Below are 24,357 nucleotides of genomic sequence, written 5' to 3'. Positions count from 1 at the left end.
ATTGTTTGCACCCCTTCACAGCACTAGCCGGTGTCACCACCAAGTTCATCGAGTGGAGCTGGGCGGGCGATGAAAAATCCCTGAATCTGATCGCAATGGTGACGCGACAGCCAATCATACTGATCCTGCGTTTCGACACCCTCGGCGACGATTGTTGCGCCTATCTGCTTGCCGAGGGAGAGGATCAAACGAATGATAGGGCCCGATTTTGGCAGCTGACTGACAAACGACTGATCGATCTTGATGCAACTGAGTGGAATTCGGGAAATATACGATAGGTTGGAGTATCCGGTCCCGAAATCATCAATGGCAATCCGGTACCCCATGTCCGTGATCGTTTTCAGCTTGGATGCGATGTCGTCCAAATCGCCGATCAAAACGTTTTCAGTGATTTCCAGCTCAATTCTGTCGGTTGGGAATCCGGGCTTTCTTGCAAAAGATGCCAACATGTCCGTCAGCCGCTCGTCAGCGAATTGGCGGGGAGAAATATTGAGCGAAAGATGCATGTATTCACCTGCATCCTGCCATTTCATTGCTTGCTCGAATCCAATCTCCAAGACTTGTTGCCCAAGACTGTCGATCAGCCCCGTTTCTTCACAGATCGGGATGAAATTATCCGGGCCGACAATACCTTTTTCAGGGTGCTTCCAACGCACCAGGCCTTCCATCGAGACAACATTGCCTGATCGAAGATCGATTCTGGGTTGATAGTGCAAAACAAAATCACGCTGCTTTAATGCGGACTCAATCTCTGTTTTGAACCTGGCCCGGTCTAGCGCGGCCGCACCCATTTCGCTTGTGTAAATCGTGTATCTGTTCCGCCCTTCGCGCTTGGAGTGATAAAGCGCAATATCAGCCTGGCGCAGCGCAGACTCAAAGTCTGTTTGCGCTGGAGTAAAATCCGCAATTCCCATGCTGACATTGACGTCAATGCTGGTTGCGCCAATTCTGACAGGTCCCGATAGATTGCAGAACAGAACCTTTGCTTTTTGGTGGACGTGAACGTAATCCGCATCTTCGTAAAGCAGAATGGCGAATTCATCACCACCCAGACGCACCACGATATCCTCCGGGCCAATCACCTGTTGCGCGCGCAGGGCAAGCTCTCGCAACACGTTGTCGCCAGCTTCATGCCCGAATGTATCGTTGACGTTCTTGAACCGGTCTACGTCAAAGTAAAGCAGCGTACATCGCACTTCACTGGCGTTGGCGAGATCTTCTACAAGCCGGTGCATGAACGCCCGGTTATAGCATCCCGTCAACTGGTCGCGGTCCGCAAGGTAGCGTGCCTTGTCTCGCGCAATTTTCAACTCGCTCACATCAAAGGCTGTCAGCAAAACCGCCGGTTGGCCGGTAACTGCATCGCTGCATAGTTTCGCAGACAAATCGAACCAATGTTTGCCCGATGCTGTCGTTACCCTGGCGACCATACGATGTTCGCCGGAGCCATCCAGTTCGAACATCATGACGTGATAGTCTTTTGAATCGACGAAGAGTTGCTGGAAACTCTTGGATGGTCCGCCAATCGAGTTGCGAGCCGCGGGGTTCATATAGAGCGCCGGACCATCGAGTTCGAAAAGGGCGATCTTTACATCCGTGTGCAGCAGCGCTTCGGCGCTACGCAGATTGTCCGGTTCATCGCTGGCCCGCTCAAGGACTTCGCACTGCATGGCCATCCGACCGTCTGGCAGGCGAAACCCACGAAACGCGACGCTGGAACTGACCGGTTCTCCATTGGGATAGAGCGTCCACATTTCGCGGAACGTTGTCTGGCGCTCGATGAAATCGGCCTGGTATTGCTTCAGTCTTTTTGCGACTGTGGAGGACATGCCCTTGGACATATCTCGCGAACACAGGTCTTCTTCGCTCTCTGCCTGCCACATTTTGCAGGCCTGCGCATTCGCATAGACGACCCGGCAGTTGTCTACATCATAGACCCAGACCGGGGTCGATAGGTTCCTCGCCCCCGAAAACAGATCAAGAACGGCATGCGCATCACTGGCCAGATGGTCAGTGTTGCTGATGTCCCCTTCTGATTTCGCTTTCTTCGCGTGCATCTGGGATTACCTCTGAAATCAGATCAGGCGGCCTTACCCTCCTGGACTCCAAGTTTCCCAAGGGGTCGGAACCCCTTGGTCGCGCTTACATCCCCGATCCAGCGCGCGATGTTTGGGTAGTCATCCATCGAAAGACCGGCTTCCTCCAAAACATGCACGTATCCAAAGACCCCGATATCAGCGACCGAGTATCCAGACCCCACCATGAACTGAAACTCCCGCAGGTGTTCGTCCAAGCGCGCAAGACCCGGGGCCGCCGCATTTTGCCAGTTTTCAATGTCGGCGGCACGATTTTCGCGTTCCTGCGGCAGGATCGTCGTAAAAAAGCGGGCCGGTGAAATGAAGGGCTCCAGCTTGGACTGCTCGAAGTACATCCATTGCAGCGCCTGTGCACGCTCGGTCTTGTCCTGCGGCATCAGGTGCGTTCCCTCGGCCAGGTACCAGAGCATTGCATTGCTTTCACCCAATCCGCGGCCGTCCTCCGTCACCATAAAGGGGACAACGCCATTTGGATTGATCTCCAGAAACCAGTCGGTCTTCTGCTCACCCGCCAGAACATCCACCAGACGAAGCTCAAACGGGGTTTGAAGCTGGTGAAGCGCCAGCCAGGGCTTGAAGCAATTACCCGATCCCAAGCATGCATAGAGTTTGATCATGAAGACACCCATCATTGAAATTGACCACTCAAGACTGATATTTCGCAAGTGTTAACCCGCCTTGAACAGGATGGCTGGGCGCCGGGGTTTCTCCCGACAATACCTTTCAAATTTTGACAAGTTCCGACCGCTCAAGAATTTCAAGTTGCTGACGCGGTCAGCCTCATTTTCTCAAACACGGCGCGGTCTCACGGCCAAGCGCAACCTGGACATCAGCGGCAGCAGTCACTTCGCACCCGTGACGAAAACGTTAATCCGCCCTCAGATCGTTAAGATTTCCGGCCAAGTGATGCCAGAGTGAGCAGCATCCCCAAACTATCGCATATTTGATCTATCTTGTTTACCATGTGTTAACTTTCCACCCGATCTTAACACTTTGAATCAAACTCTTCGCTATGCGTCCTCCCCAGAAAAGGGGATGTCAAAAATGCTAAGAGAAACCAATCTTGTTCCGCAAAACTCCAGCTCGGAAAATCCAATCGCGCATCGCATCTGGAGCGCCAAGTACCAATATCGCTCGCAGGGGCGCGTTGTGGATCAAACGGTTTCTGACACATGGAAACGGGTCGCCCACGGGCTGACGGAGAATGAAAAGCCATCTGACCGGCAGGCTGTTGCGTCACAATTCTACGATGCCATGGCATCTTACAAACTTTTACCGGGCGGGCGGATCCTTTCAGGGTGCGGGACCGCGCGCGACGTGACGTTGTCCAATACCTTTGTCATGCAGGAAATTCCCGATTCAGTCGAAGGCATCATGGACACCGCAAAACAGGCGGCGCTGACAATGAAGATGGGCGGCGGCATCGGGTTCGATTTCTCGACCCTGCGCCCCAGGGGCACCGGGGTCGCGGGTCTGGATTGCCCTGCGGCGGGGCCGCTTGCGGCCATGGATATCTGCAATTCGGTCTGCAAGATGGTGGTCAGCGGCATGGGGCGCGGCGCGATGATGGCGACGCTGCGCTGTGACCACCCGGACATCGAGGCCTTCATCTCGGCCAAGGAAGCCTCTGCAGAGCTGCGAAACTTCAACCTCTCCGTCATGATCACCGATGACTTCATGCAGGCCGTGCGCAGGAATGACGACTGGAACCTGACCTGGAACGGCTGGACGTTGCGGCAGGTGAAAGCACGGGAACTTTGGGATAAGATCCTGACAACGAACTATGAGACGGCGGAACCCGGTGTCCTGTTCATTGATCGGATCAACACGCTCAACCCGCTCAACTACCTTGAAAGCATCTCCGCAACGAACTCCTGCGCGGAACAGCCGCTGCCGCCGAACGGGACCTGTCCGCTGGCCTCGATCAACCTCGCGCGGCTGGTGCGATCCCCATTCCAGCCCGGGGCCACGATGAACTTTGACGAGTTGAAGCGCCTGGCCAAGGTCGCTGTTCGGATGCTGGACAACGCGATTGATGTATCGCGGTTCGCGGTTGAGGCGCAAAAAGACGAAGCACAAGCCAAACGGCGCATCGGCATCGGCGTTACGGGGGTCGCGGACGCACTGATGATGCTCGGCCTGCGCTATGGCTCTGAACAGGCGGCAGAGACACTGTCGCAGTGGATGCGCACCTTGCAAAACGCAGCCTATCTTGCCTCGTCCAAGCTCGCGGCGGAGCGCGGCAGCTTCCCACTCTTTGACAGCACGCGTCATCAGAAGCACACGAACATCCAGAAACTCGACCCGGATGTGCGGCAAGCCATCATGCGCCATGGGCTGCGCAACGGCCTGCTGACCACGATCGCCCCCACGGGGACAACGTCGATGTACGCGGGCAACGTCTCCTCGGGCATTGAACCGATCTTTTCGGCGTCCTACCAACGGCTGTTCAGCAATCCCGACGGCAGCAAGTCGCTGGAGGCGGTGGAAGACTACGCCATCTGGCTGCACCGTCGCATTTTCGGCGCGGACGCCGCGCTGCCCGAGGGTTTCGTGACCGCGATGGATCTGGAACCCGCAGATCATGTGGCCATGCAGGCCGCTGCGCAGGCTTGGGTGGACAGCGGCATTTCGAAAACCGTGAACTGCCCGGCGGATATGTCATTTGAACTCTTCAAGGATGTATACATAAAAGCCTATGATAGCGGCTGCAAAGGGTGCACAACCTTCCGCCCCAATGCCGTAACGGGGTCTATCCTCTCGACATGATCAGATGATGGGGCAGAAGATGATACGACGCATGCTGCGCTTTGGCAGTCAGATGTTGAGCGGCGGGCGGGAAAAGGTTCCGCCCGCCGCTGCAGAACCCGACAGGAAATGGCCAGAGGATCGGGCCGCCCGTTGGATGCCGACACATCAGCACCGCAAAGGCGGGCTCTACCGTGTGCTGTCAGAAGGCATCCTGGAGGCGGATCGCAGTCCGGTCGTGATCTACGATGATGCGGACGGGACGGTGTGGGTCCGCGCGTCCAATGAATTCTGGGACGGCAGGTTCACAGCGATTTGACGATCAAGCAGCGGCGTCAGAAAAGAACGCCGGCATCAGAGGCCTTCCGACGGAAGGTCCGGCCAATCGGAACAAGGCTGCCATCGGCCAGTTCCAAGACAACCTTCCCGCTTACAGTGCGCCGGGCAACAACCGCCTCACGCGCGACCCAGTGGGAGCGATGCACCTGCGCGCCTGCCACCTGTCCTGCCTCTTCAATTGCATCCTTGAAACGCATAGCAACAAGGCTGCGGCCCTGATCTGTAATGACCTCGACGTAATGATCCTGCGCTGCCAGGCGGATCAGCCGGCCGCGCCGGGCCCCCGGCAGGCGATGCAGCAGCACAGGCTCTGACGGTGCCGGTATCGGTATAGCTTCGCGTGGCGACAGAAGTTTGACCATTGTGCCGATGGACAGGATCACAACGGCGCACTGAAGATACAGCTCCGTCATCCCCGCCCTGCCGATGCAGGACCCGAAGGCACAGGCGATGCCATTGACGACCGCCATCGCGGGTAACGCGGCGACCACAGAAGCAATGGGCACCCAGATCAAAGCGGACCAGTTCATTCGGCGGCTTACACGTTCCACGGAAAAGAACACCAACTGAACCGGGATCGCCGTGCCAAAGACAATCAGCGCCCAATAGAGATATCGCTGCACCTCAAGAAAATGCATGTCCGTCCCGAAAGGCCCCACAAGACCTGTCAACAAGGCGATCAGAACCAGCACGGAAACCCGCCTGCGTGTGCCCAAAAGCTCGGCAACCGCCTCTGCGAAAACCGCCCTGAGGGTGTTGTTCGCGATCCCTGCAGGCATTTCACGAAACTCCGCTTGAGTATGCGTCAATCGATGCGTCATCCCGTCGGGCACAGGATTGTAACCGACAGATGGAGAGGATCGTAACATGGTTTTTCGAATTCAGGAATTGCTCGGCAAGAGACATTCCGCGTGGTCGCTGGCCGCGATCACATGTGTGGTGGCGCCGGCGGTGCTGGCCTGTTCGACGATGGCGCTCGGCCCTGCCGGATCGAGGGAGATTGCCTATAGCTATGACACCTCGGCGACCGGGGCGGGCTACATATTTGTGAACCCCCAAGGTGGCGTCCGCACGTCCATCATGGAAGACAGCACGGCAAGCTGGCCCACCGAGCATGGTAGCGTCACCTTCAATCAGATGGGATTTGGCATGCCGACGGCGGGCATGAATACCGAAGGGCTGTTCGTCTCGCTGATGTGGAACGACGCCGCCGCGTTTCCTGCCACGAAGAGCACGGACATCCTGAACGAATTGGAGTTGATCCAATTGCTGCTGGACCGCGCAGCATCGGTCGAAGAGGCCGTAACCCTTGCACGAGAGGCATCCGTGCAGGCGATGGTTCCGATCCACTACTTCGTTGCAGACGCCACCGGTGCGACGGCGGCGCTCACACCGACACGCGACGGAATTTCAGTGCATCTGGGACATGACATGCCCGTTCCGGCACTGACCAACTCGGACTATGAAGATCTTCTTGCCGGACTGGCGAGCTTTGAGGGGTTCGGCGGCAGCAAACCCGTGCCGGTGTCGAAGACACATGAGCGCAGCAGCCTGAACCGGTTTGTCCTGGCGGCACACGCCACCCACTCCGGATCGAAGGATGCCTTTGCCGCGCTGGAGGATGTTAAAAACGATCAGACGCGCTGGCAGATCGTGGCTTCACCGACGGAGCAGACCATCCGGTTTAAGCTGACCGACACCACGTCGCAGGGGCGCATCGAGATGGGAGATATCGATTTCAGCTGCCGCGACAGCGTGACCGGTCTGAACCTCGAAACCGCCCACACGACGGGCGACACTTTGGATTTCGCTCAGCCCTCCGCCACGGAGATGACGGACGTTCTGTCCAACGTGCTGGCCGGTTTTGCGGACACGATAGGAATGCCGCTGGAATGGGCCGGACCGATCGTAAAAGCGCAGATGGGATCCTTTACCTGCGCTGACTAGGCGCGCACCTTGCGGCCCCCTACCCGGCCAAACATCCCGGTAAAGGCGGGACCTTGCAAAGCCACCTAGGGTTCGTCCGGGACAACGCCCGGTGTCACGGGCTGGGTAATGGCATCCTGCGCAGCAGCGGTGACGGCCTTGCGCTCTTCTTCCGTCAGCGGCTGATCCCCCGCGATCTCGACCTTCACATTGCGTTCGGCCATGCGGATGCCATTGGCCTCGAAAGCATCGCGCACCTTCTGATAGGCATCGCGCCGCACCAGCCATTGCTCGCCCGGACGGGTCATGAATTTTACACCCACGACCATGTTGAATTCTTCCATCCGCCGCACGCCCTGCGATTTCAGCGTGTCCAGAATACTGTCGCCATAATGCTCATTGGCCTTCAGCTCGGCACCGACCTTCTTGACGATCTTCTTGACCAGTTGCAGATCGGTGTCGAAGGGCACGCGGAACTCCAGTTTCATGATCACCCAGTCGCGCGAATAGTTGGTCATGGATTTCAGCTCACCAAAGGGCAGCGTGTGCACCGCGCCGCGGTGATGCCGGATCTGCAGAGAGCGGATAGAGATTTTCTCCACCGTGCCCCGCAGCTGGTCGATCTCGACATATTCGCCCACGCGAAACGCATCATCGACGAGGAAAAAGATGCCGGACACCACATCCTTGACCAGCGACTGCGCACCAAAGCCGATGGCAATGCCCATAACGCTCGCGCCCGCAAGGATCGGCGCGATGTTGACCCCCATCGAGGACAGGACCGACATCACCACCATGCTGAGCAATGTGACCATCAGCACGACACGCAGCAGCGGCAGCAGGGTCGCCATCCGCGCTTCGGGTCCGGGGGCCTGCCCGTCCTCGGGGGGCTTGTAGGCGGCCAAGCGGCGATCAATCGACGATTTGCCCCAGGTCCAGATCAGGTCCGCAATCAGCACCGCCGCCGCGCTGTCGATCAGAATAGAAAACAGCCGCTGTGCAACGGTGGGGTTTTCCGAATTCTCGAAGATGCCCGCGTTCCAGATCAGTGCCAGCGTGAGACCAAGGGCAATGAACATAGCAAACCGGATCAGCCTTTGAGCAATGGGCCGGTAGGTCTCGTAAGGATCGATGATGGGTGCAGGGTCGGCAGACTCTTCTTCCTCGATCACGGCATCTGCAAGCTCCGACGCTTCAGCAGGGGGAGCAGCACGTTCCGCCTTTGCCCGGAAATCTGCGATGACCTGGTCAAAGGTCATATCCGTCCAGGCCCGCAACAACTTGAGGATGGGAATGGCCAGACCAATGCTGAGCACCGTCCACATCAGGGCCCGCACATCAAAGAGCCATGTGACAAACACCAAGGCGCTCAAAAGACTAAGATGAATGCGCCAACGGGCCATGGACCGGTCGGAAAGGGCATCGGAATGCTTCCTGGCCTGCGCAAAACAGATGGCAATCAGCAGCAGTGCAGCCACCAGCAAGAGAACGGCAAAGAGGACAGCAACAGAAAGCGTTTCCGGTGCCATGCGGCCCTGTACATCCGATGTCGTGAGCTGATCAAAGACGTCGATCAGCGAGACGGCAAAAATGACCATCGCGGAAAAGAACATGATGGCCTGCCCGGTAACCCGCGCCATTTTGTCCCCGACAGGCAAAAGCCGCAGTTGCGGCACGCGCGGGGCAAGGAAAAGCTTGGTCAGCGAATTGATCGCCCGGACGGAGAGGATCCCCACAAGTGCTGCGAGGATCAGCGTGCGCAGCAGCGGCGGCCAGTCGATGGTGGAGAAGGCCCCGATGCTGCCGATGGCAAACATCGTCAGACCGACAAAGGCCAGCGCCGTCCGGGTCAGCGCCGCAAACAACCGCTCCCTGGGGCGTTTGAAGGTGCTGAACTCGATCCGGCGTCGCAGCGGGTTGGTGTATTGCCGCGACAGCCACTCCAGCCCGGCGCCGAAGAACAGGAAGATCAGCGCAAAGGTCAGGCTGCGCACCCGCCGGTCCGGTGTTAGCTGTTCCCGCCACTTCTGTGCGATGACCTCGGGTGCCTCACTGAAACTGGCCCAGGCCGCGCTCAGATCGGCGACGCGCGCGCCGACATGATCCGTGGCCTCCGCCAACTGCTCGCGAATGGATTTGATGTTCTGCGGCGCGGCGGCTTCGGCGTCATTTGCCTGCTCCTGCAGCCAGTTCTGAATGCGGTCGTCCGCAAGCAGCCGGGTGAATTCATGCAGGTCGTTCGCGGAGGGGGCATCAATGGCGGGTGCCGGTTCCTGTGCGCTGGCAACCACAGTCGATAGTATCAGTAGGACAGCCGCGGCCCACGCCCTGACGCGCATGAGACCGATCATGCCGGGACCTCAGCGGGATTGGAGACCAGCTCCGGCTTTTCAAAGTCCTTGTCCTTGAAACTGTAGTCCGCCGGATACAGCGGATCGACCTCCAGAAACCCGCCGGAGGGTGTCAGCTGACACGCGAGGCGCACATCTTCTGCGGCCCCGATGCGGCGCAGTGTCTTCATCTCCAGCGCCGTGGGCTCCGGCAGGGGAAACTCCGACGAGACGATACGCACCGCACATGTCCCGCACCGCCCGCGCCCCTCGCACAGACTGGCATGAGGTTGATGGTTCTGCTTGAAACTGTCCAGAATACTCAAATTCGATTGGGTGGTGATGGGCTGGGCATCACCATGCTTTAACAGAACCACCTGGGTCGGTTGGAGCGCGAGTTTCACGGACCTGGCGACAAAAGTCAGCGCGGCCAGAGCGAGGGACCACCAGATCACCTGGCTGGTTGCAGTCTTTACGGTCTGATACGCCACCCTTTGCACCGCCGGGGCTGCGGGCCGCGGTGCCTCAGCCGTTACGGTCGGGGCAGAATAGGCCTGCGTGCTGGCCCGTTGCGCGGCTTGCGCGTCTACCAGCACCCCGCGCCCGGCTTCCGCAAATCCAAGCAGGGCCAGAACCGGGACCGCCACAGCGATGGGATAGATCCAGCCCAACATGTTGCGCATGCTTTCCTTGGACCGCAGCCAGGTAAAGAGACCGGCACAGCCATGCACCCAGACGACAGAAAGCAGGACAACCTGCAGCAATCCAATCTGGGGCTGCGCCAGCCAGAAAAACCGGGTGGCCGCTGCGTAGTCAAAGGTCACTCCGTTGATTTTCAGGGAGGCAACCCCAATCGCGTGGGTGGCCAGCAGCGGCACAACGATCACACCGGAGAGGAGCTGCACAAGATCCTGGGGGTTTGTACGCAAGGTGGGGCGTCGATAGATCGCCCATAGCCCAAGAAAGAAATGGATCACAAGGGCGCTGAGCAACAGTGGGCCCAGCATCGGGGATGCCCAGATTTCGGACAGGTAGGGGCGGGCCGCGTCCATAGCCTCGAGCGAGAACACACCGAGGCTAAGGTTCAGCAAATGGCTGGTCACGAAGATCAGCAAGAAAAGCCCCGACCAGATGCGCATGGTGCGCACAATCAGCCCGGAGCGCGGTCCCTTGGCTTGGTTCATACGATCTGTCCCTTACAATGGGCCCGCACAGTTAAAGACCGACCCGGATACGCGCTTTGCGCGATTATCCTCAGACTGTCGGGATTCTGGAATGGCTTTGCAACCCGTCTGATTTAGCTGGAGCGATTAATTGAACCAGATCATAGGCTGCAGAGTCTAACAGATCCCGTGACGAATACACGGCACGCAGGATGCTCAATGCGGGCTGATACAGTCTGAAAATGTTTCGAGTTCAGGGCATGGAGGCGGTCGCAAGATCGCCAAAGATGGTTTCCCCATGCTCACGCAGGTAAATCCGCAGCCAGGGTGTGAACGTCTCCGGCGTCGCCTCGACCTCGGCACGCAACGTATCAAATGGCATCCAAGACACCGCCATGACCTCATCCGGGTTTGGGGTAATCTTCAGGTCAGCGGGCGCCTGCGCCACAAAGACATCCACCACCTCATGCTCGGTCAGCCCATTGCCCACATCCGCGCGGTATTCCAGATGATGGCGGTGCTGCGGTGCAAGGCCCGTCACGCCGATCTCTTCGTCCAACCGCCGCATGGCGCAGTCCAAAGGTGCTTCGTCCCATTCGGGATGCGTGCAACAGGTGTTCGCCCAAAGCCCCGGCGTGTGGTACTTCCCCATGGCGCGTTGCTGCATCAGCACCGCGTCGCCGTTCAGCACGAAAACCGATACCGCCTTGTGCCGCAACCCTTTCAGGTGCGCTTCGAGCTTTTCCACCGGTGTCAGCGTGCCATTGACCCAGGCCGGGATCATGATCGTCATACGCGCGTCGGTGCCACAAGTCCGCTCAGGTGCGCAAGGTTCTTGAGGCCGATTTTCAGATGCGCCATAGGCCGCGCACGCACCAGCTTCTTGTTCATGTAAGCTTCGAAGGTCAGGCGCTGCACGTCGATGTCGTGGCAGAGCGAGACAAAGCGTTCGCGGCGTTCGTCACTGCGGTAATAGGCGTTCTGCATGGAGCCAAGGACGCGAAACACCGTTTTGTGCTCTTTCATGAAAAGGCTGCGCGCCAAACGCAGATCTTTGACTCGACCGGACGCCAATGTCGCGGCACAGGCAGTTGCAGCCACCCTACCCCCGACCATCGCGTAATAAATGCCTTCGCCGGATGACGGCGCGACGACGCCCGCCGCATCACCGGCGAGCACCACGTCCTTGCCATTGTCCCAGCGGTCCAGCGGTTTCAGCGGGATGGGCGCGCCTTCCCGCCGCAAGGTCTCGCAGTCTGCTAAACCAGCGCTGGCGCGCAACGCTGCGGTGGACTGTTTGAGATCAACGGAGGAAATTTCGGTCCCCATGCCCACGCTGGCGCTGTCGCCGTGCGGGAAAATCCAGCCATAGAAATCCGGGGAGATATCGCCGTCATAGATCACGTCGCAGCGCACCGGGTCATAGAGTTCCGACTTGGCGGGGGCCTTGATGATCTCGTGGTAGGCCAGCACGTAGGGGATCGTATCGCCGCCCGGCACCTCGGCCCGCCCCACCTTGGACCGTGCGCCATCCGCCCCGATCACCAGCCGGGTCTGCACGCGTGTCTCCTCGCCCGAGGCGCGGTCCCGGTAGACAACGAATACGCCCGCGTCCTCGCGCTCGATCCGCACAAAGGTGCCGCTCAGCAGCGTGGCCCCGGCTGCCGCCGCCCGCGCGCGCAGGAACGGGTCGAAATCCTTGCGGTCGACCATGCCGACAAAGCCGTTTTCGATGGGAATATCCACGTGCCGCCCCGTGGGCGAGATCATCCGCGCCGTGTTCACCTTGGCCACAAGCTGGTCGTCTGCGATGTCGAAATCCTGCATCAGGCGTGGCGGGATGGCCCCGCCGCAGGGCTTGATCCGCCCTTCGCGGTCCAACAGGGCGACCTTGTGGCCAGAGTTGACCAGATCCAGCGCCGCCGTCGCCCCGGAGGGCCCACCGCCCACGACAAACACATCATACATGGCTCATTCTCCCGGAACCAGAACCTCATGCCGCACCGCGGGTCGGTCCATCACCCGCAACGCCATATATGCAGCGGCCACGAAAAGCGCCGCCTCGATCAGAAAAACTGTGCCGAAGGCCGTGGCGTCCCGGCCCATTCCAGCGCGCATCACATCCACCAATGCTGCGCCCATCAGCCCGCCGAAGCCTGCGGCCAAGGCCTGTGCCGCGCCCCAAAGCCCCATGCGGGTGCCTTCCCGCGCGTGCCGGCCCTGTCCGGCCAGGGCCATCATCGACCCGATCGCCCCGACGGCAAAGACGCCGTTGAAAAATCCAAGACCCACCACTGCGGGCGTCAAAGGCACCCCGGCACCGAGCTGCCCCAGCAGGGTCAAGGCACCCAGCATCGCCGCCGATCCTAGGCAGCCGCCGATCACCCAGGCGCGCAGGCTGCCCAGTTTGAACCCCGTGGCCATGACGCCCACGACCACCATGCCCAGAAACACGCCGCCGTTTTGCGCCCCGGATAGCGTGGTTGACTGACCGGGGCTGTAGTCAAAAACAAGTCCGGCGTAGGGTTCCAGGATCAGTTCCTGCATGAAGTAGGCCGTCATCGACAGGAAGACGAAGAAGGTGAAATTGCGCGCCTTACGCTCTGCCCAGATCTCCGCCAGCCCTTCGCGGAAGGGCACATGGGCTGCTTCCGGGGCGGCGTCGACACGGGCTTCGACGCCCCAGACAGCGAGGCAGGTCAGGACAAGGGCGCCACCGGTGACGCAGGCCACGATCTGTAAAAGCAGCCCGGATGAATAGGGATCAAGCTGCGCGCCCACCACGCCCGCGGTCACCGCAATCCCGGCGATCATCATCAGCCACGTGATCGTTGCTGCCGCGGCGCGCCGGGTGGGCGCGGTGGCTGTCGCAAGCAGAGCCAAAAGAGAGGTGCCCGAGGCCCCGACGCCAAGACCAATCAGCGCATAGGCGAGGATCGACAGCAGCAGCCCCAGGGTAAACCGCGCCTCCAGCACGACAACCCCATAGGCGGCAAGCATGGCACCGGCCGCCAGCGCCGCCATCCCGAGGATGATCCACCGGGTCCGGTTGCCACCTGTGTCCGACAGAAACCCCCAGTTCGGGCGTGTGATCTGAATGCCGTAGTGCAAGGCGACCAAGAGGCCCGGCATCACCGCAGGCAGGGCCAGTTCCACCACCATCAGGCGGTTCAGGGTCGAGGTGGTGAGCACCACAATCGCGCCCAGACACATCTGCACCAGGCCCAACCGCACGATGGAGAGCCAGCTCAGCCTCATGACAGGCCCCGGACGGCAAAAGCGGTGATCATCATGCCGCTGACATAGAGCAGAACACCGGTGCCGTTGTACCAGGGCGCCTTTGCTTTGGGATCCTTGAACATCACGGTCATCGCCCAGAATTGCACGCCCAACACGGCGCCGACACCGAGAGCATGCAAGGGCTTATCCCAGAGGACTAGCAAGGCAACGACCACCACCTGCGGCACCGCCATCACGGTACAGGCAACCTTGGCCGCCCGTTCGGGCCCAAGTGTCACCGGCAGGGAGTTAACCCCGGTTTGCCGGTCCCCTTCCAGCGCCTTGAAATCGTTCAGTGTCATGATCCCATGCGCCCCGATACCATAGAGCAGGGCCACAGTGATGACATAAAGGCTCGGCGCCCCCGCGCTCAGAATGGCGGCACCGGTAAACCAGGGCAGGGTTTCGTAACTCAGGCCCACCAGCCCCGGCCCCTGGATACCGGAACGCTTCAACCGCACCGGCTCTGCTGAATAGGCCCAGGCCGCGAGCACGCCGACAATGGTGGCCCCAAACCCCCAGGGACCGAATTGCCACCCAACGATCAGGGAGAGTACCGACATCGCCAGCGCGATCCACAAGCCCCAGCGGCCCGGGATGCGCCCCGAGGGGATCGGCCGGTCGGGCTCGTTGATGGCGTCGACGTGGCGGTCGCACCAGTCGTTCGCCGCCTGGCTCATGCCGCAGACAATCGGGCCCGCGAGGATTACCCCGAGGACCACCAGCCACCATTGCCCGGACGGCGACACGCCAGAGGAGATCACCCCGCACAGGTAGGCCCACATCGGCGGGAACCACGTGATGGGTTTGATCAATCGCAGCGTCGCTGCAGGGTCAGGAAAACGGCGCGACTGTATGACCTGAGTGACAGACATGTGTAAACTATGACTGACACTTTGAGTCGGCGCAAGAGGAACGGGGGATGGAGTTGTTGCTCAGCTGTTCTTGCTGAGCAGCCCGTATTTCCGCAGCTTCACGTAGAGGCTCTGGCGCGACAGGCCAAGCATTTCCGCCGCCGCCACACGGTTGTTGCTGGTCAATTCGACCGCGGTCTCGATACACATCTTTTCAACGACATCCGTCGTCTCGGCCACGATATCCTTGAGCGATGCGGAGCCCACCAGCTCCATCACATTGCGCGCAGGCTCTGCAGGCATCTGCGCAGACCCGCCCCCCATGGGCTGGCGCCCGGCCTCCACATGGCTCACATCACGAATGACACAGCCGATCACAGCCTCACCCGTCTCTTCCAGATGCGACGCGGAGATCTCGACCGACAGCCGTGTCCCCAGATCGTTGATCAGTTTGGTAGCGTAGATACGCATCTGCCCGGACCGCTGAGGCTGATCCGTCAGCACACCCAGATCGATCTGCCCGCGCCCCAGGAAATCCGCAAAACTACGCCCGACGACATCCGACAGATGCGCGGCCCCGATGATATCGAGAAAGCTCTCGTTCACCGACACGATCACGCCCTTGCCCGTCATGAACAGCATCGCATCGCTGCCCGACCTGAAAAGCGACAGGGCTTGTGTGGCCGCCGCATCAGAAGATTTCACCTTTTCGTTCTGCTCCTCGATCCGGCAGAGCAGAACACGCTGACCGCCCGCGCGGAAGATGACGGGACGCACAGTCAACGCACGTCCGCCCCGCTGGGCGCGTAATGTGACCTTGCCACCTTCTTCCGCCAGGGTGGCATTCATCAGGCTTTCGGTCAGCTCTACGGTAGAGCGGTCGGCAAACTGCTGCGCAAAGGCACTGCCTTTCAGCGAGTCCAGCTTCAGACCCAGAAGAGACGCCGCCGCTTCATTGGCGTCATCCACCCGGCCTGACTGAACCGAGACGAATGCAATCGCCTGATCGGTATTGGCCAGAAGGACACGGAACCGTGCATCAAACTCACGGCGCGCCTCGTACCCCTGCTCCAGCGCGATCTGCGCTTGCACCAGCTGTTGCTGTGTCTCGGCGATCGGGCGCAGATCGCGGCCCAGCAACAGGGCCGCATTCTCCTGACCAAACCGGTGGAACGTATAGCGCACGGGATATTGCCAGACCGCATTGTCGCTGTGGTTCAGCTCAAGCGGCTTGGTCGGCACCTCCCCTTCCAGATAGGCGGCATGTGCTGCCTCAAACTTCGGCGCCGTCTCGCGGGTCAGAAACTGGACAACCGGCCGGCCTTCCCAATGTTTGAGATTGCCAAAGGATTCGCTGTGCGTGTTCAGCACAACCGACAGGATCACCCCTTCGGCAGAGACCACCAGCGCGATGTCAGAGGCCGCCCCCAGAATGCTGCTCAGGAATTCAGGCTCGATCAGCGGCACAGCGCCACTGCTCCAGAACGTATTGGCGCCGGTTGTCATTTCCTGTTCGGCATCCGGCCACTTTTGGTACAGAAGGTAACGGCGTCTTTGGCAGTCTTGGTCACAATATCTACGCCCGTTGCTTTCTTCAGATCTTCGGCCTCGTCCAGAACGGCGCCGCCAAGCGCAATGACGGGACTCTTCTTGGTTGCCGCGCGGATTACTTGCACTGTCTCCACGACAGTTTCAAGGGTTTCACGCCGCGCGCAGGAGATCATCACCAGATTGGGAAGCTCCTTGAAGACGCGGGCGCTGAGGCTGCCGAGCGTCTCATCAAAGGACACCGAGACCTCGCAGCCCATACGGCGCAATTGTGCTGCGACGACGTTTATACCCAGGAAATGCTGTTCGCCCTGCGGCAAGACAACCATGACCTGCAGCCGCGTTTCATCGGTCGGCAGGTCGATCAGGGTCTGACGCGACGCCTCGCCCAACAGCGATTGCAATCGCAGTGCCCCGACCGTGACGTCCGCAAAACTGATATCATCATCAACCCAGCTTTGCCCCAGAACGCAGGCCGCGTGCGGAATATAAAGGTCAATGATCGCATCGACGCTGAGCCGATGGCCGCGCATCTCCTCCAGCAGCAACCCGGCGTCGAATATGGTGCGCGAGAGAATGGCGCGCACCAGATGATCCAGCACGAACTGGCGCACCCCGTCGCGACACACAACCTGACGGTCGCGCAATACGGAAATGACCTTTGTCGCAAGTGTCCCGACGTATTCCGGCCGGTTGCGTTGAAGGCCACGCGTCTGTGATAGATCATCCTGCGACATGGCACCACCTTGGCCGACTCCGGACATAATGCTCACGGACACAGGCCCGCGCGGAGTCGCTGACTGCGTTAAGCTTCTGTCGTGACCGCCTTAATGTCAAATCAAATTGACAGATTCTGCCTACCTCTACCGCTAAAACTAGACACCCAAGCGCGTTCATACCCCAAAGGTTACTGAGCATTACATCGATTTCCAGCACGAACGGGCCGATCCGCAGTGTAAATACAGAGATTTGACAGTGTAAGTTTCAGTTGACACTTTTCCGGCATTGCCGCTACCGTTGAGAGTATAAATCGAGGGAGGTCATCCACGCGATGGACAGCCACAAGGCTCGAAAATCCGCTCCAACAGGGCTCTATACTGCCGAAGAACGCGCCCGCCGCGACCAAACCGTATGGACCCTGATCCAAGGCATTCTCGCACCTCTTCAATTCGTGGTTTTTCTGATCTCTCTGGTCCTCGTCCTGCGCTATCTTTGGACGGGCCTCGGATATGAAATCGCAACGGTCTCGATCCTGCTGAAAACAGCCCTTTTGTACCTGATCATGATCACCGGTGCGATTTGGGAGAAAATCGTTTTCGGTCAGTATCTTTTCGCGGCCGCGTTCTTCTGGGAAGACGTCTTTTCCTTCGCCGTCATCGCCCTTCACACGGCCTACCTCTGGGCACTGTTTACCGCCGTCCTGGCCCCGGTCCCCCTGATGCTGTTGGCCCTGGCCGCCTATGCGGCCTACGTGATCAATGCGACCCAGTTCGTGCTCAAGCTCCGGGCGGCGAGATTGCAGGCCCAGACCTCCCAAAATCCAGCGCAGGAACTCACCGCATGACCGAGGTCCCACGCCTTCCGACATCTGGTGGTTGCCGCAGCGAACCGATTCTGAAACAGCGCGGCCAGCGGGAAGTCTTTTGCGGCCTGACCGGCATCATTTGGCTGCACCGCAAAATGCAGGATGCCTTTTTTCTCGTCATCGGCAGCCGGACCTGCGCGCATTTGCTGCAATCGGCGGCAGGTGTGATGATTTTTGCCGAACCGCGGTTCGGAACGGCGATTCTCGAAGAGACCGACCTTGCAGGGCTCGCAGATGCGCAGACCGAACTCGATAAAGTCGTCGATCAGCTGCTGGCCCGCCGCACCGACATCAAACAGCTGTTCCTCGTCGGTTCCTGCCCCTCAGAGGTGATTAAGCTCGACCTCAGCCGGGCCGCCGAGCGCATGACGGAAAAATACGCGCCCTCGGTCCGGGTGCTGAATTTCTCCGGCTCCGGCATTGAAACGACCTTTACCCAGGGCGAGGATGCCTGCCTGGCGTCGATGGTACCAGTCCTACCGGAGACCTCCGAACGACAATTGCTTCTGGTTGGTGCATTGCCCGATGTAGTCGAAGAACAGGCCGTCTCCCTGTTAACCCAGATGGGCATCGGCCCGATCAAGGTTCTGCCTGCCCCCCGCGCCGACACGGACCTCAGACTTGGGGAAAACATAGTCTTCGCGCTGACACAACCGTTCCTGGGCGACACGCACGCAGCGCTGGAACGACGCGGTGCACGCCACCTGCCGGCCCCCTTCCCCTTTGGGGAGGAAGGCACAACTGCCTGGCTGCGCGCCATCGCCGATGAATTTGACATCGACGCGGAAACCTTCGAGCGTGTCACCGCAGCGCCCCGCACCCGCGCCCGCAAAGCCATCGCACAGGCGTCCGAGGCCCTGCGCGGCAAATCCATCTTCTTCTTTCCCGACAGCCAGCTGGAAATCCCGCTGGCCCGTTTCCTGACCCGGGAATGCGGCATGGAGGCGATCGAAGTCGGCGCGCCCTTCATCCACAAGGGCATCGTCGGCCCCGATCTGGACATGCTCGCCCAGGGCCCGACCTTGTCCGAAGGACAGGATGTCGACCTGCAGCTCGACCGCTGCCGAACCGCCCGCCCCGATCTCACGGTCTGCGGCCTTGGTCTCGCCAATCCGCTGGAGGCTGACGGTCTGGCCACCAAATGGGCCATCGAACTGGTCTTCACCCCGGTGCATTTCTACGAGCAGGCAGGCGATCTCGCGGGCCTCTTTTCCCGCCCGGTCCGCCGCGCCAACCTGCTGAGACTGGAGGCCGCCGAATGAGCCTTCATTGTTCCAAAAATATGCAAAAGCACCCCAAACCATGAAGCTCACCGTCTGGACATATGAGGGTCCGCCCCATGTCGGCGCCATGCGTGTCGCCACCGGCATGACCGGTCTGCACTATGTCCTGCATGCCCCGCAAGGCGACACCTACGCCGATCTGCTCTTCACGATGATCGAGCGGCGCAATCACCGTCCCCCCGTCACCTACACCACCTTCCAGGCCCGCGATCTGGGCTCCGACACGGCCAATCTCTTCAAGACCTCGCTGCAGGACGCCTATGCACGGTTTCAACCGGAAGCGCTGATCGTCGGCGCCTCCTGCACCGCTGAACTCATCCAGGATGATCCGGGTGGCATGGCCGAGACCATGGACATCCCCGTGCCCGTGATCCCTTTGGAACTGCCAAGCTACCAGCGCAAGGAAAACTTCGGCGCGGATGAGACTTTTTTCCAAATCGTGCGAACCCTCGCAAAACCTATGCAGCGCACTGCGCAAATCACCTGCAACCTGATCGGCCCAACCGCGCTCGGCTTTCGCCACCGCGACGACATCACCGAGATGACCTCGCTGCTGTCGGACATGGGCATCAGTGTTAATGTTGTGGCCCCGATGACCGCACGCCCCTCCGACATTGCCCGCATGGGAGCTGCGCATTTCAACGTGCTGATGTACCCCGAGACCGCCGAAAGTGCGGCGCGCTGGATGGAGCGGGAACTTAATCAACCCTATACAAAGACGGTGCCCATCGGCGTTGGCGCCACCCGTGATTTCGTGTCTGAAGTCGCCAAGATCACCGGCGTAAAACCTTACCTGGACGACAGCCGCCTGCGCCTGCCGTGGTATTCGAAATCCGTCGACAGCACATATCTGACCGGCAAGCGCGTCTTTCTCTTTGGCGACGGCACCCATGTGGCCGCCGCAGCCCGCATCGCGCGGGATGAGATGGGCTTCGAGGTCGTGGGCCTGGGCTGCTACAACCGCGAAATGGCGCGGCCCATCCGGGCGTTGGCAAAGGACTATGGCGTCGAGGCGCTGATCACCGATGATTATCTAGAAGTCGAGCGCGTGATCGAAGCGCTGCAGCCCGAGATGATCCTCGGCACGCAGATGGAACGTCACATCGGCAAGCGGCTTGGTATTCCCTGCGCCGTCATCTCTGCGCCGGTGCATGTGCAGGATTTCCCTGCGCGCTACTCTCCCCAAATGGGGATCGAAGGCGCGAATGTGATCTTCGACACCTGGGTGCACCCGCTGGTCATGGGGCTGGAGGAGCATCTGCTGCACATGTTCCGGGACGATTTCGAGTTCCATGATGCTGCGGGACCTTCGCACCACGGCGGTCACGCACCGAAACCTGATATGGAAGGGGGGCCAGCCCCCCAAGCTGCGCTTTCCCCCCGGGATATTTCAAGCCAGAAGAAGCAGGGCGCGGATGTCATCTGGTTGGACGATGCAGAGCGCGAATTGAAAAAGATCCCCTTCTTCGTACGCGGCAAGGCGCGGCGCAATACCGAGAGTTTTGCCACCGAACGTGGGGTTTCAGAGATCAGCATCGACACGCTTTACGAGGCCAAGGCCCATTATGCGCGATGACCGGGGCATAAACGGGCGTCTGCCCGGCTACCGCGTCGTGATCCTGACGCTGGACAGCCACGCAGCTGGCCCTGCTCTGCGCGCGATGGACCGGCTGAGCCTCGACTATCCCGGCCTTTCCGTCTCAGTGCACGCCGCCGCCGAATGGGGTGAGACGCCTGGGGCTTTCGAGGCCGCAAAGGAGGCCGTTGAGACCGGCGACATCATCGTCGCCAATCTGCTGTTCCTCGAAGAACATATCTCGCGCATCCTGCCCAGCCTGCAGGCCCGCCGTGATCATTGTGATGCGATGATCGGCGTGATCGCCGATGCAGCGATTGTGAAGCTGACGCGCATGGGATCACTCGACATGATGGCGCCGCAGTCGGGCACCATGAAGCTGATGAAACGGCTGCGCGGCTCGTCCAAGCCTTCGAGTTCTTCCGGCGCGCAGAAAATGGCGCTGCTGCGGCGTCTGCCTAAGATCCTAAAGTACATACCCGGTAAGAGCCAGGATCTGCGTGCCTGGTTCCTGACCATGCAATACTGGCTCGGCGGGTCGGACGATAACGTCGAGGCGATGGTCCGCTTCCTGGTGAACCGTTACGCGCAAGGGACCGGTTGGACCCCTGCGCCCGAGGCCGCAGCCCCCATCGAATACCCCGATGCCGGGCTCTACCACCCAGATTTGCCGGGCCGGATCACCACGGATGCGGCTCACCTGCCCGCGCCCAAAGGGGCAACGATGACCGTGGGGTTACTGATGATGCGGTCTTACGTGCTGTCGTCAGACACGGCACATTACGATGCGGTCATCAGGGCCTTCGAAGCCCGCGGCATCCGGGTTCTGGCAGGGTTTGCCGGAGGGTTGGACGGTCGGCCCGCCATCGACGCCTATTTCCGTGATGGCAATGACGTAAAGATCGATGCGCTGGTCTCGCTGACCGGGTTTTCGCTGGTCGGCGGCCCGGCCTATAATGACAATGTCGCCGCGATCGAGGTACTGACCGCGCTTGATGTGCCCTACATCGCCGCCCATCCGCTGGAGTTCCAGACGCTTGCTCAATGGTCTGCGTCCGCTCAGGGGCTAGGGCCGATCGAAACAACAATGCTGATCGCCCTGCCCGAGCTGGATGGCGCCACGACACCCACGGTCTTTGCAGGCCGTCACGGGGAAAGCGGTTGCCAGGGCTGCGCCCGTGCCTGCAACGGCCGGAGCGCGAATAAGGCAATGGCCCCCTGCCCTGAACGGATCGAGGCGCTGGTCGCGCGCACCGAACGGCAGGCGAGATTGCGCCAATCAGAGACCTTCAACCGGACCGTCGGCATCGTGCTTTTTGGCTTCCCACCAAATGCGGGTGCCGCTGGCACTGCCGCACACCTCAGCGTTTTTGAAAGTCTTTTCAATACGTTGGTGCGTATGAAAACAGAAGGCTATGATGTCGAAGTGCCCGAAAACGTCGACGCTTTGCGCGCCGCGGTGCTCGAAGGCTCGGCCCAAAGATACGGGCAGGAGGCCAATGTCGCCGCCCACGTCAGCGCCGATGAGGTTGTCAGCAACACCCCCTGGCTGAGCGAGATCGAAGCGCAATGGGGTCCGGCTCCCGGACGCGTGCAATCGGACGGGCGCGGGGTGTTCGTTCTGGGCGCACAGTTCGGCAAGGTCTTTGTCGGGTTGCAACCGGGGTTCGGCTATGAGGGTGACCCGATGCGTCTGCTCTTCGAGCGCGGCTTTGCCCCGACACACGCCTTCACGACCTTCTATCTCTGGCTTAAGAATACGCTGAAGGCCGATGTGCTGCTGCACTTCGGGATGCATGGTGCGTTGGAATTCATGCCGGGCAAGCAGGCGGGGCCCTGCGGTGCGGATTGGCCCGACCGGTTGATCGGTGACATGCCGAATGTCTATCTCTATGCGGCCAACAACCCGTCTGAGGCAACACTGGCCAAGCGGCGCAGCAACGCGGTGACCATCAGCCATCTGACGCCGCCGCTGGCCACTGCCGGGCTCTACAAGGGGCTGGCGGAGTTGAAAGACAGCCTGACCCGGTGGCGCGGCAGCGATCCTGCGGCGCCGGACCGCGCCGATCTGGAAACGCTGATCGCGGAACAGGCTGCAGCAGTGGATATGGGCGGCGTGCCTGTCGAGGCGCTCTGGATCAAGCTGCTGGAGACCGAGGAAGCGCTGATCCCCGAAGGTCTGCATGTGGTTGGCCAACCGCTAAGCAATGCTGAGCGGACTGAGTACCTGCGCATCCTGCCCGACCTTGATGACGGTACACGGGCACACGTCGATCACCTGTTGCGGCAGGAAACCGAGCTTGATGCATTGATGGCCGCCCTTGCCGGGCATTTCACGGCGCCCGTGGCAGGTGGCGACCTGATCCGCTCCCCCGAGATTCTGCCGACGGGGCGCAATATCCATGCCTTTGACCCGTTTCGGATGCCCACGGCCTTTGCGTGTCAGGATGGGGCCAAACAGGCGCGACTGCTGCTTGAGACCCATGACAGCCTGCCGCGCACCGTGGCGCTGGTGCTCTGGGGCAGTGACAATATCAAGTCCGACGGCGGGCCCATTGCCCAGGCGCTTGCATTGATGGGCTGTACCCCGCGTTTCGACAGTTTTGGCAGGATTTCCGGCGCTGATCTGATCGCGCTGGAGGACCTGGGACGGCCCCGCATCGACGTGATCATGACGCTCTCGGGGATTTTCCGCGACCTGCTGCCCTTGCAGACGCGCATGCTGGCTGAGGCGGCGCTGAAATGCGCAACGGCAGATGAGCCGCTGGATCAGAACTACATCCGCGCCCATGCGCTGGCCTATGTGGAAAAGACCGGATGCGCTGTTGAGGAGGCCGCCCTGCGGGTCTTTTCCAACGCGGAAGGCGCGTATGGGTCGAACGTGAACGGGCTGGTAGACAGTTCAGCCTTCGGCGACGAGGACGAGTTGGCTGATGCCTATGAGGCGCGCAAGAGCTTTGCCTATGGCACCGACGGCAAAGCCGCCGCCAATACGGCGTTGTTACAGGCCACACTGGCCGAGGTCGACGTGGCCTATCAGAACCTTGAATCGGTTGAGCTGGGTGTGACGACGGTTGATCACTATTTCGACACGCTGGGCGGCATCGCCCGCGCGGTGAAACGCGCCAAGGGATCGGATGCGGCCGTCTATATCGGCGATCAGACCCGCGGGACGGGCAAGGTCCGCACGCTGAAGGATCAGGTGGCGCTGGAGACCCGCGCCCGCAGTCTGAACCCCAAGTTTTTCGAGGGTTTGCTGAAGCACGGTCCCGAAGGCGTGCGCCAGATCGAGGCGCATGTGACCAATACGCTGGGTTGGTCGGCGACCACCGGGCAAGTCGATGATTGGGTGTATCAGCGCATTTCCGAGACTTTTGTGCTGGACACGGAGATGCGCCAGCGTCTCGCTGACCTGAACCCCACCGCCTCCAGCCGCATGGCGAACCGTTTGCTGGAGGCCAATGACCGGAATTACTGGTCGCCTGACGCGGACACGTTGGCCGCGCTGCAGGAAGCGGCAGATGCGCTTGAAGACCAGTTGGAAGGGATCGCAGCACAATGATCCGGATCTCCGACATCGACGTAGGAAGCCTCCGGCGGGCATATTTTTGGAACAATGAAGGGGAGTGC

The 24,357-nt window shown here is 60.3% G+C and carries 18 protein-coding genes; 7 read left to right on the top strand and 11 right to left on the bottom strand.

The window, feature by feature from the left end:
• Nucleotides 1-23: 23 nt before the first annotated feature.
• Together Q1A07_RS20170 and Q1A07_RS20165 are read right to left on the bottom strand one after the other, a co-directional pair.
• Complete coding sequence (locus Q1A07_RS20170) at nt 24-2,057, bottom strand: EAL domain-containing protein (protein WP_299783978.1); 2,034 nt, start codon at nt 2,055-2,057, stop codon at nt 24-26.
• Between the two features lie 23 nt (nt 2,058-2,080).
• Entirely contained in the window at nt 2,081-2,725 is a 645-nt protein-coding gene (locus tag Q1A07_RS20165) for a glutathione S-transferase family protein (RefSeq protein ID WP_299783976.1), read from the bottom strand.
• 415 nt (nt 2,726-3,140) lie between these two features.
• On the opposite strand from Q1A07_RS20165, the gene Q1A07_RS20160 reads away from it, so the two are divergent.
• Entirely contained in the window at nt 3,141-4,865 is a 1,725-nt protein-coding gene (locus Q1A07_RS20160; RefSeq protein ID WP_299783974.1) for an adenosylcobalamin-dependent ribonucleoside-diphosphate reductase, read from the top strand.
• A 19-nt stretch (nt 4,866-4,884) separates the two neighbouring features.
• Nucleotides 4,885-5,163 (top strand): DUF1653 domain-containing protein, encoded by a 279-nt coding sequence (locus tag Q1A07_RS20155; RefSeq protein ID WP_299783972.1) that lies wholly within the window; start codon nt 4,885-4,887, stop codon nt 5,161-5,163.
• A 16-nt stretch (nt 5,164-5,179) separates the two neighbouring features.
• Here the strand turns inward: Q1A07_RS20155 and Q1A07_RS20150 are convergent, their stop codons facing one another.
• Nucleotides 5,180-6,052, bottom strand: coding sequence for a LytTR family DNA-binding domain-containing protein (locus Q1A07_RS20150; RefSeq protein WP_299783970.1), 873 nt, complete (start codon nt 6,050-6,052; stop codon nt 5,180-5,182).
• Between Q1A07_RS20150 and Q1A07_RS20145 the strand changes: the two genes are divergently transcribed.
• Complete coding sequence (locus tag Q1A07_RS20145) at nt 6,051-7,130, top strand: carcinine hydrolase/isopenicillin-N N-acyltransferase family protein (protein ID WP_299783968.1); 1,080 nt, start codon at nt 6,051-6,053, stop codon at nt 7,128-7,130. The two genes, Q1A07_RS20150 and Q1A07_RS20145, sit on opposite strands and share 2 nt — an antisense overlap.
• 65 nt (nt 7,131-7,195) lie before the next feature.
• Here the strand turns inward: Q1A07_RS20145 and Q1A07_RS20140 are convergent, their stop codons facing one another.
• The 8 genes from Q1A07_RS20140 to Q1A07_RS20105 form a co-directional block, all read right to left on the bottom strand.
• Nucleotides 7,196-9,460 carry a mechanosensitive ion channel family protein gene (locus tag Q1A07_RS20140; protein ID WP_299783966.1) on the bottom strand — a complete coding sequence of 755 codons (2,265 nt, stop codon included), beginning with the start codon at nt 9,458-9,460 and terminating at the stop codon, nt 7,196-7,198.
• Nucleotides 9,457-10,623: a 2Fe-2S iron-sulfur cluster-binding protein gene (locus Q1A07_RS20135; protein ID WP_299783964.1), complete on the bottom strand. Its 1,167-nt coding sequence runs from the start codon at nt 10,621-10,623 to the stop codon at nt 9,457-9,459. The genes Q1A07_RS20140 and Q1A07_RS20135 overlap by 4 nt, the downstream gene beginning before the upstream one ends.
• 232 nt (nt 10,624-10,855) lie before the next feature.
• Nucleotides 10,856-11,395, bottom strand: coding sequence for an isopentenyl-diphosphate Delta-isomerase (idi, locus tag Q1A07_RS20130; RefSeq protein ID WP_299783962.1), 540 nt, complete (start codon nt 11,393-11,395; stop codon nt 10,856-10,858).
• Entirely contained in the window at nt 11,392-12,570 is a 1,179-nt protein-coding gene (locus tag Q1A07_RS20125; RefSeq protein WP_299783960.1) for a geranylgeranyl diphosphate reductase, read from the bottom strand. The genes idi and Q1A07_RS20125 overlap by 4 nt, the downstream gene beginning before the upstream one ends.
• Nucleotides 12,571-12,573: 3 nt before the next feature.
• Nucleotides 12,574-13,860, bottom strand: coding sequence for a BCD family MFS transporter (locus Q1A07_RS20120; RefSeq protein ID WP_299783958.1), 1,287 nt, complete (start codon nt 13,858-13,860; stop codon nt 12,574-12,576).
• Nucleotides 13,857-14,756, bottom strand: a complete 900-nt coding sequence (gene chlG / locus Q1A07_RS20115) for a chlorophyll synthase ChlG (protein ID WP_299783957.1) — start codon at nt 14,754-14,756, stop codon at nt 13,857-13,859. Before chlG ends, Q1A07_RS20120 begins: the two co-directional genes overlap by 4 nt.
• Before the next feature lie 60 nt (nt 14,757-14,816).
• Nucleotides 14,817-16,241, bottom strand: a complete 1,425-nt coding sequence (gene ppsR / locus Q1A07_RS20110) for a transcriptional regulator PpsR (protein ID WP_299783955.1) — start codon at nt 16,239-16,241, stop codon at nt 14,817-14,819.
• On the bottom strand, nt 16,238-17,020 hold the full coding sequence (locus Q1A07_RS20105) for a B12-binding domain-containing protein (RefSeq protein ID WP_299783953.1): 783 nt from the start codon (nt 17,018-17,020) through the stop codon (nt 16,238-16,240). The genes ppsR and Q1A07_RS20105 overlap by 4 nt, the downstream gene beginning before the upstream one ends.
• Nucleotides 17,021-17,334: 314 nt before the next feature.
• Here Q1A07_RS20105 and bchF point away from each other — a divergent pair, with 314 nt between their 5' ends.
• The 4 genes from bchF to Q1A07_RS20085 are packed head-to-tail and all read left to right on the top strand — an operon-like array spanning nt 17,335 to nt 24,289.
• Nucleotides 17,335-17,847, top strand: a complete 513-nt coding sequence (gene bchF / locus Q1A07_RS20100) for a 2-vinyl bacteriochlorophyllide hydratase (RefSeq protein ID WP_299783951.1) — start codon at nt 17,335-17,337, stop codon at nt 17,845-17,847.
• Nucleotides 17,844-19,130, top strand: coding sequence for a ferredoxin:protochlorophyllide reductase (ATP-dependent) subunit N (locus tag Q1A07_RS20095; RefSeq protein WP_299783949.1), 1,287 nt, complete (start codon nt 17,844-17,846; stop codon nt 19,128-19,130). The genes bchF and Q1A07_RS20095 overlap by 4 nt, the downstream gene beginning before the upstream one ends.
• A gap of 40 nt (nt 19,131-19,170) precedes the next feature.
• Nucleotides 19,171-20,727, top strand: coding sequence for a ferredoxin:protochlorophyllide reductase (ATP-dependent) subunit B (gene bchB / locus Q1A07_RS20090; RefSeq protein WP_299783947.1), 1,557 nt, complete (start codon nt 19,171-19,173; stop codon nt 20,725-20,727).
• On the top strand, nt 20,717-24,289 hold the full coding sequence (locus Q1A07_RS20085; protein ID WP_299783945.1) for a magnesium chelatase subunit H: 3,573 nt from the start codon (nt 20,717-20,719) through the stop codon (nt 24,287-24,289). Before bchB ends, Q1A07_RS20085 begins: the two co-directional genes overlap by 11 nt.
• Nucleotides 24,290-24,357: the final 68 nt, after the last annotated feature.

The organism is uncultured Roseobacter sp. (assembly GCF_947492555.1).
Classification (GTDB): Bacteria; Pseudomonadota; Alphaproteobacteria; order Rhodobacterales; family Rhodobacteraceae; genus Roseobacter.
The sequence above is the reverse complement of the archived record's forward strand: the minus strand, read 5'-3'. Positions and strand labels throughout refer to the sequence as shown.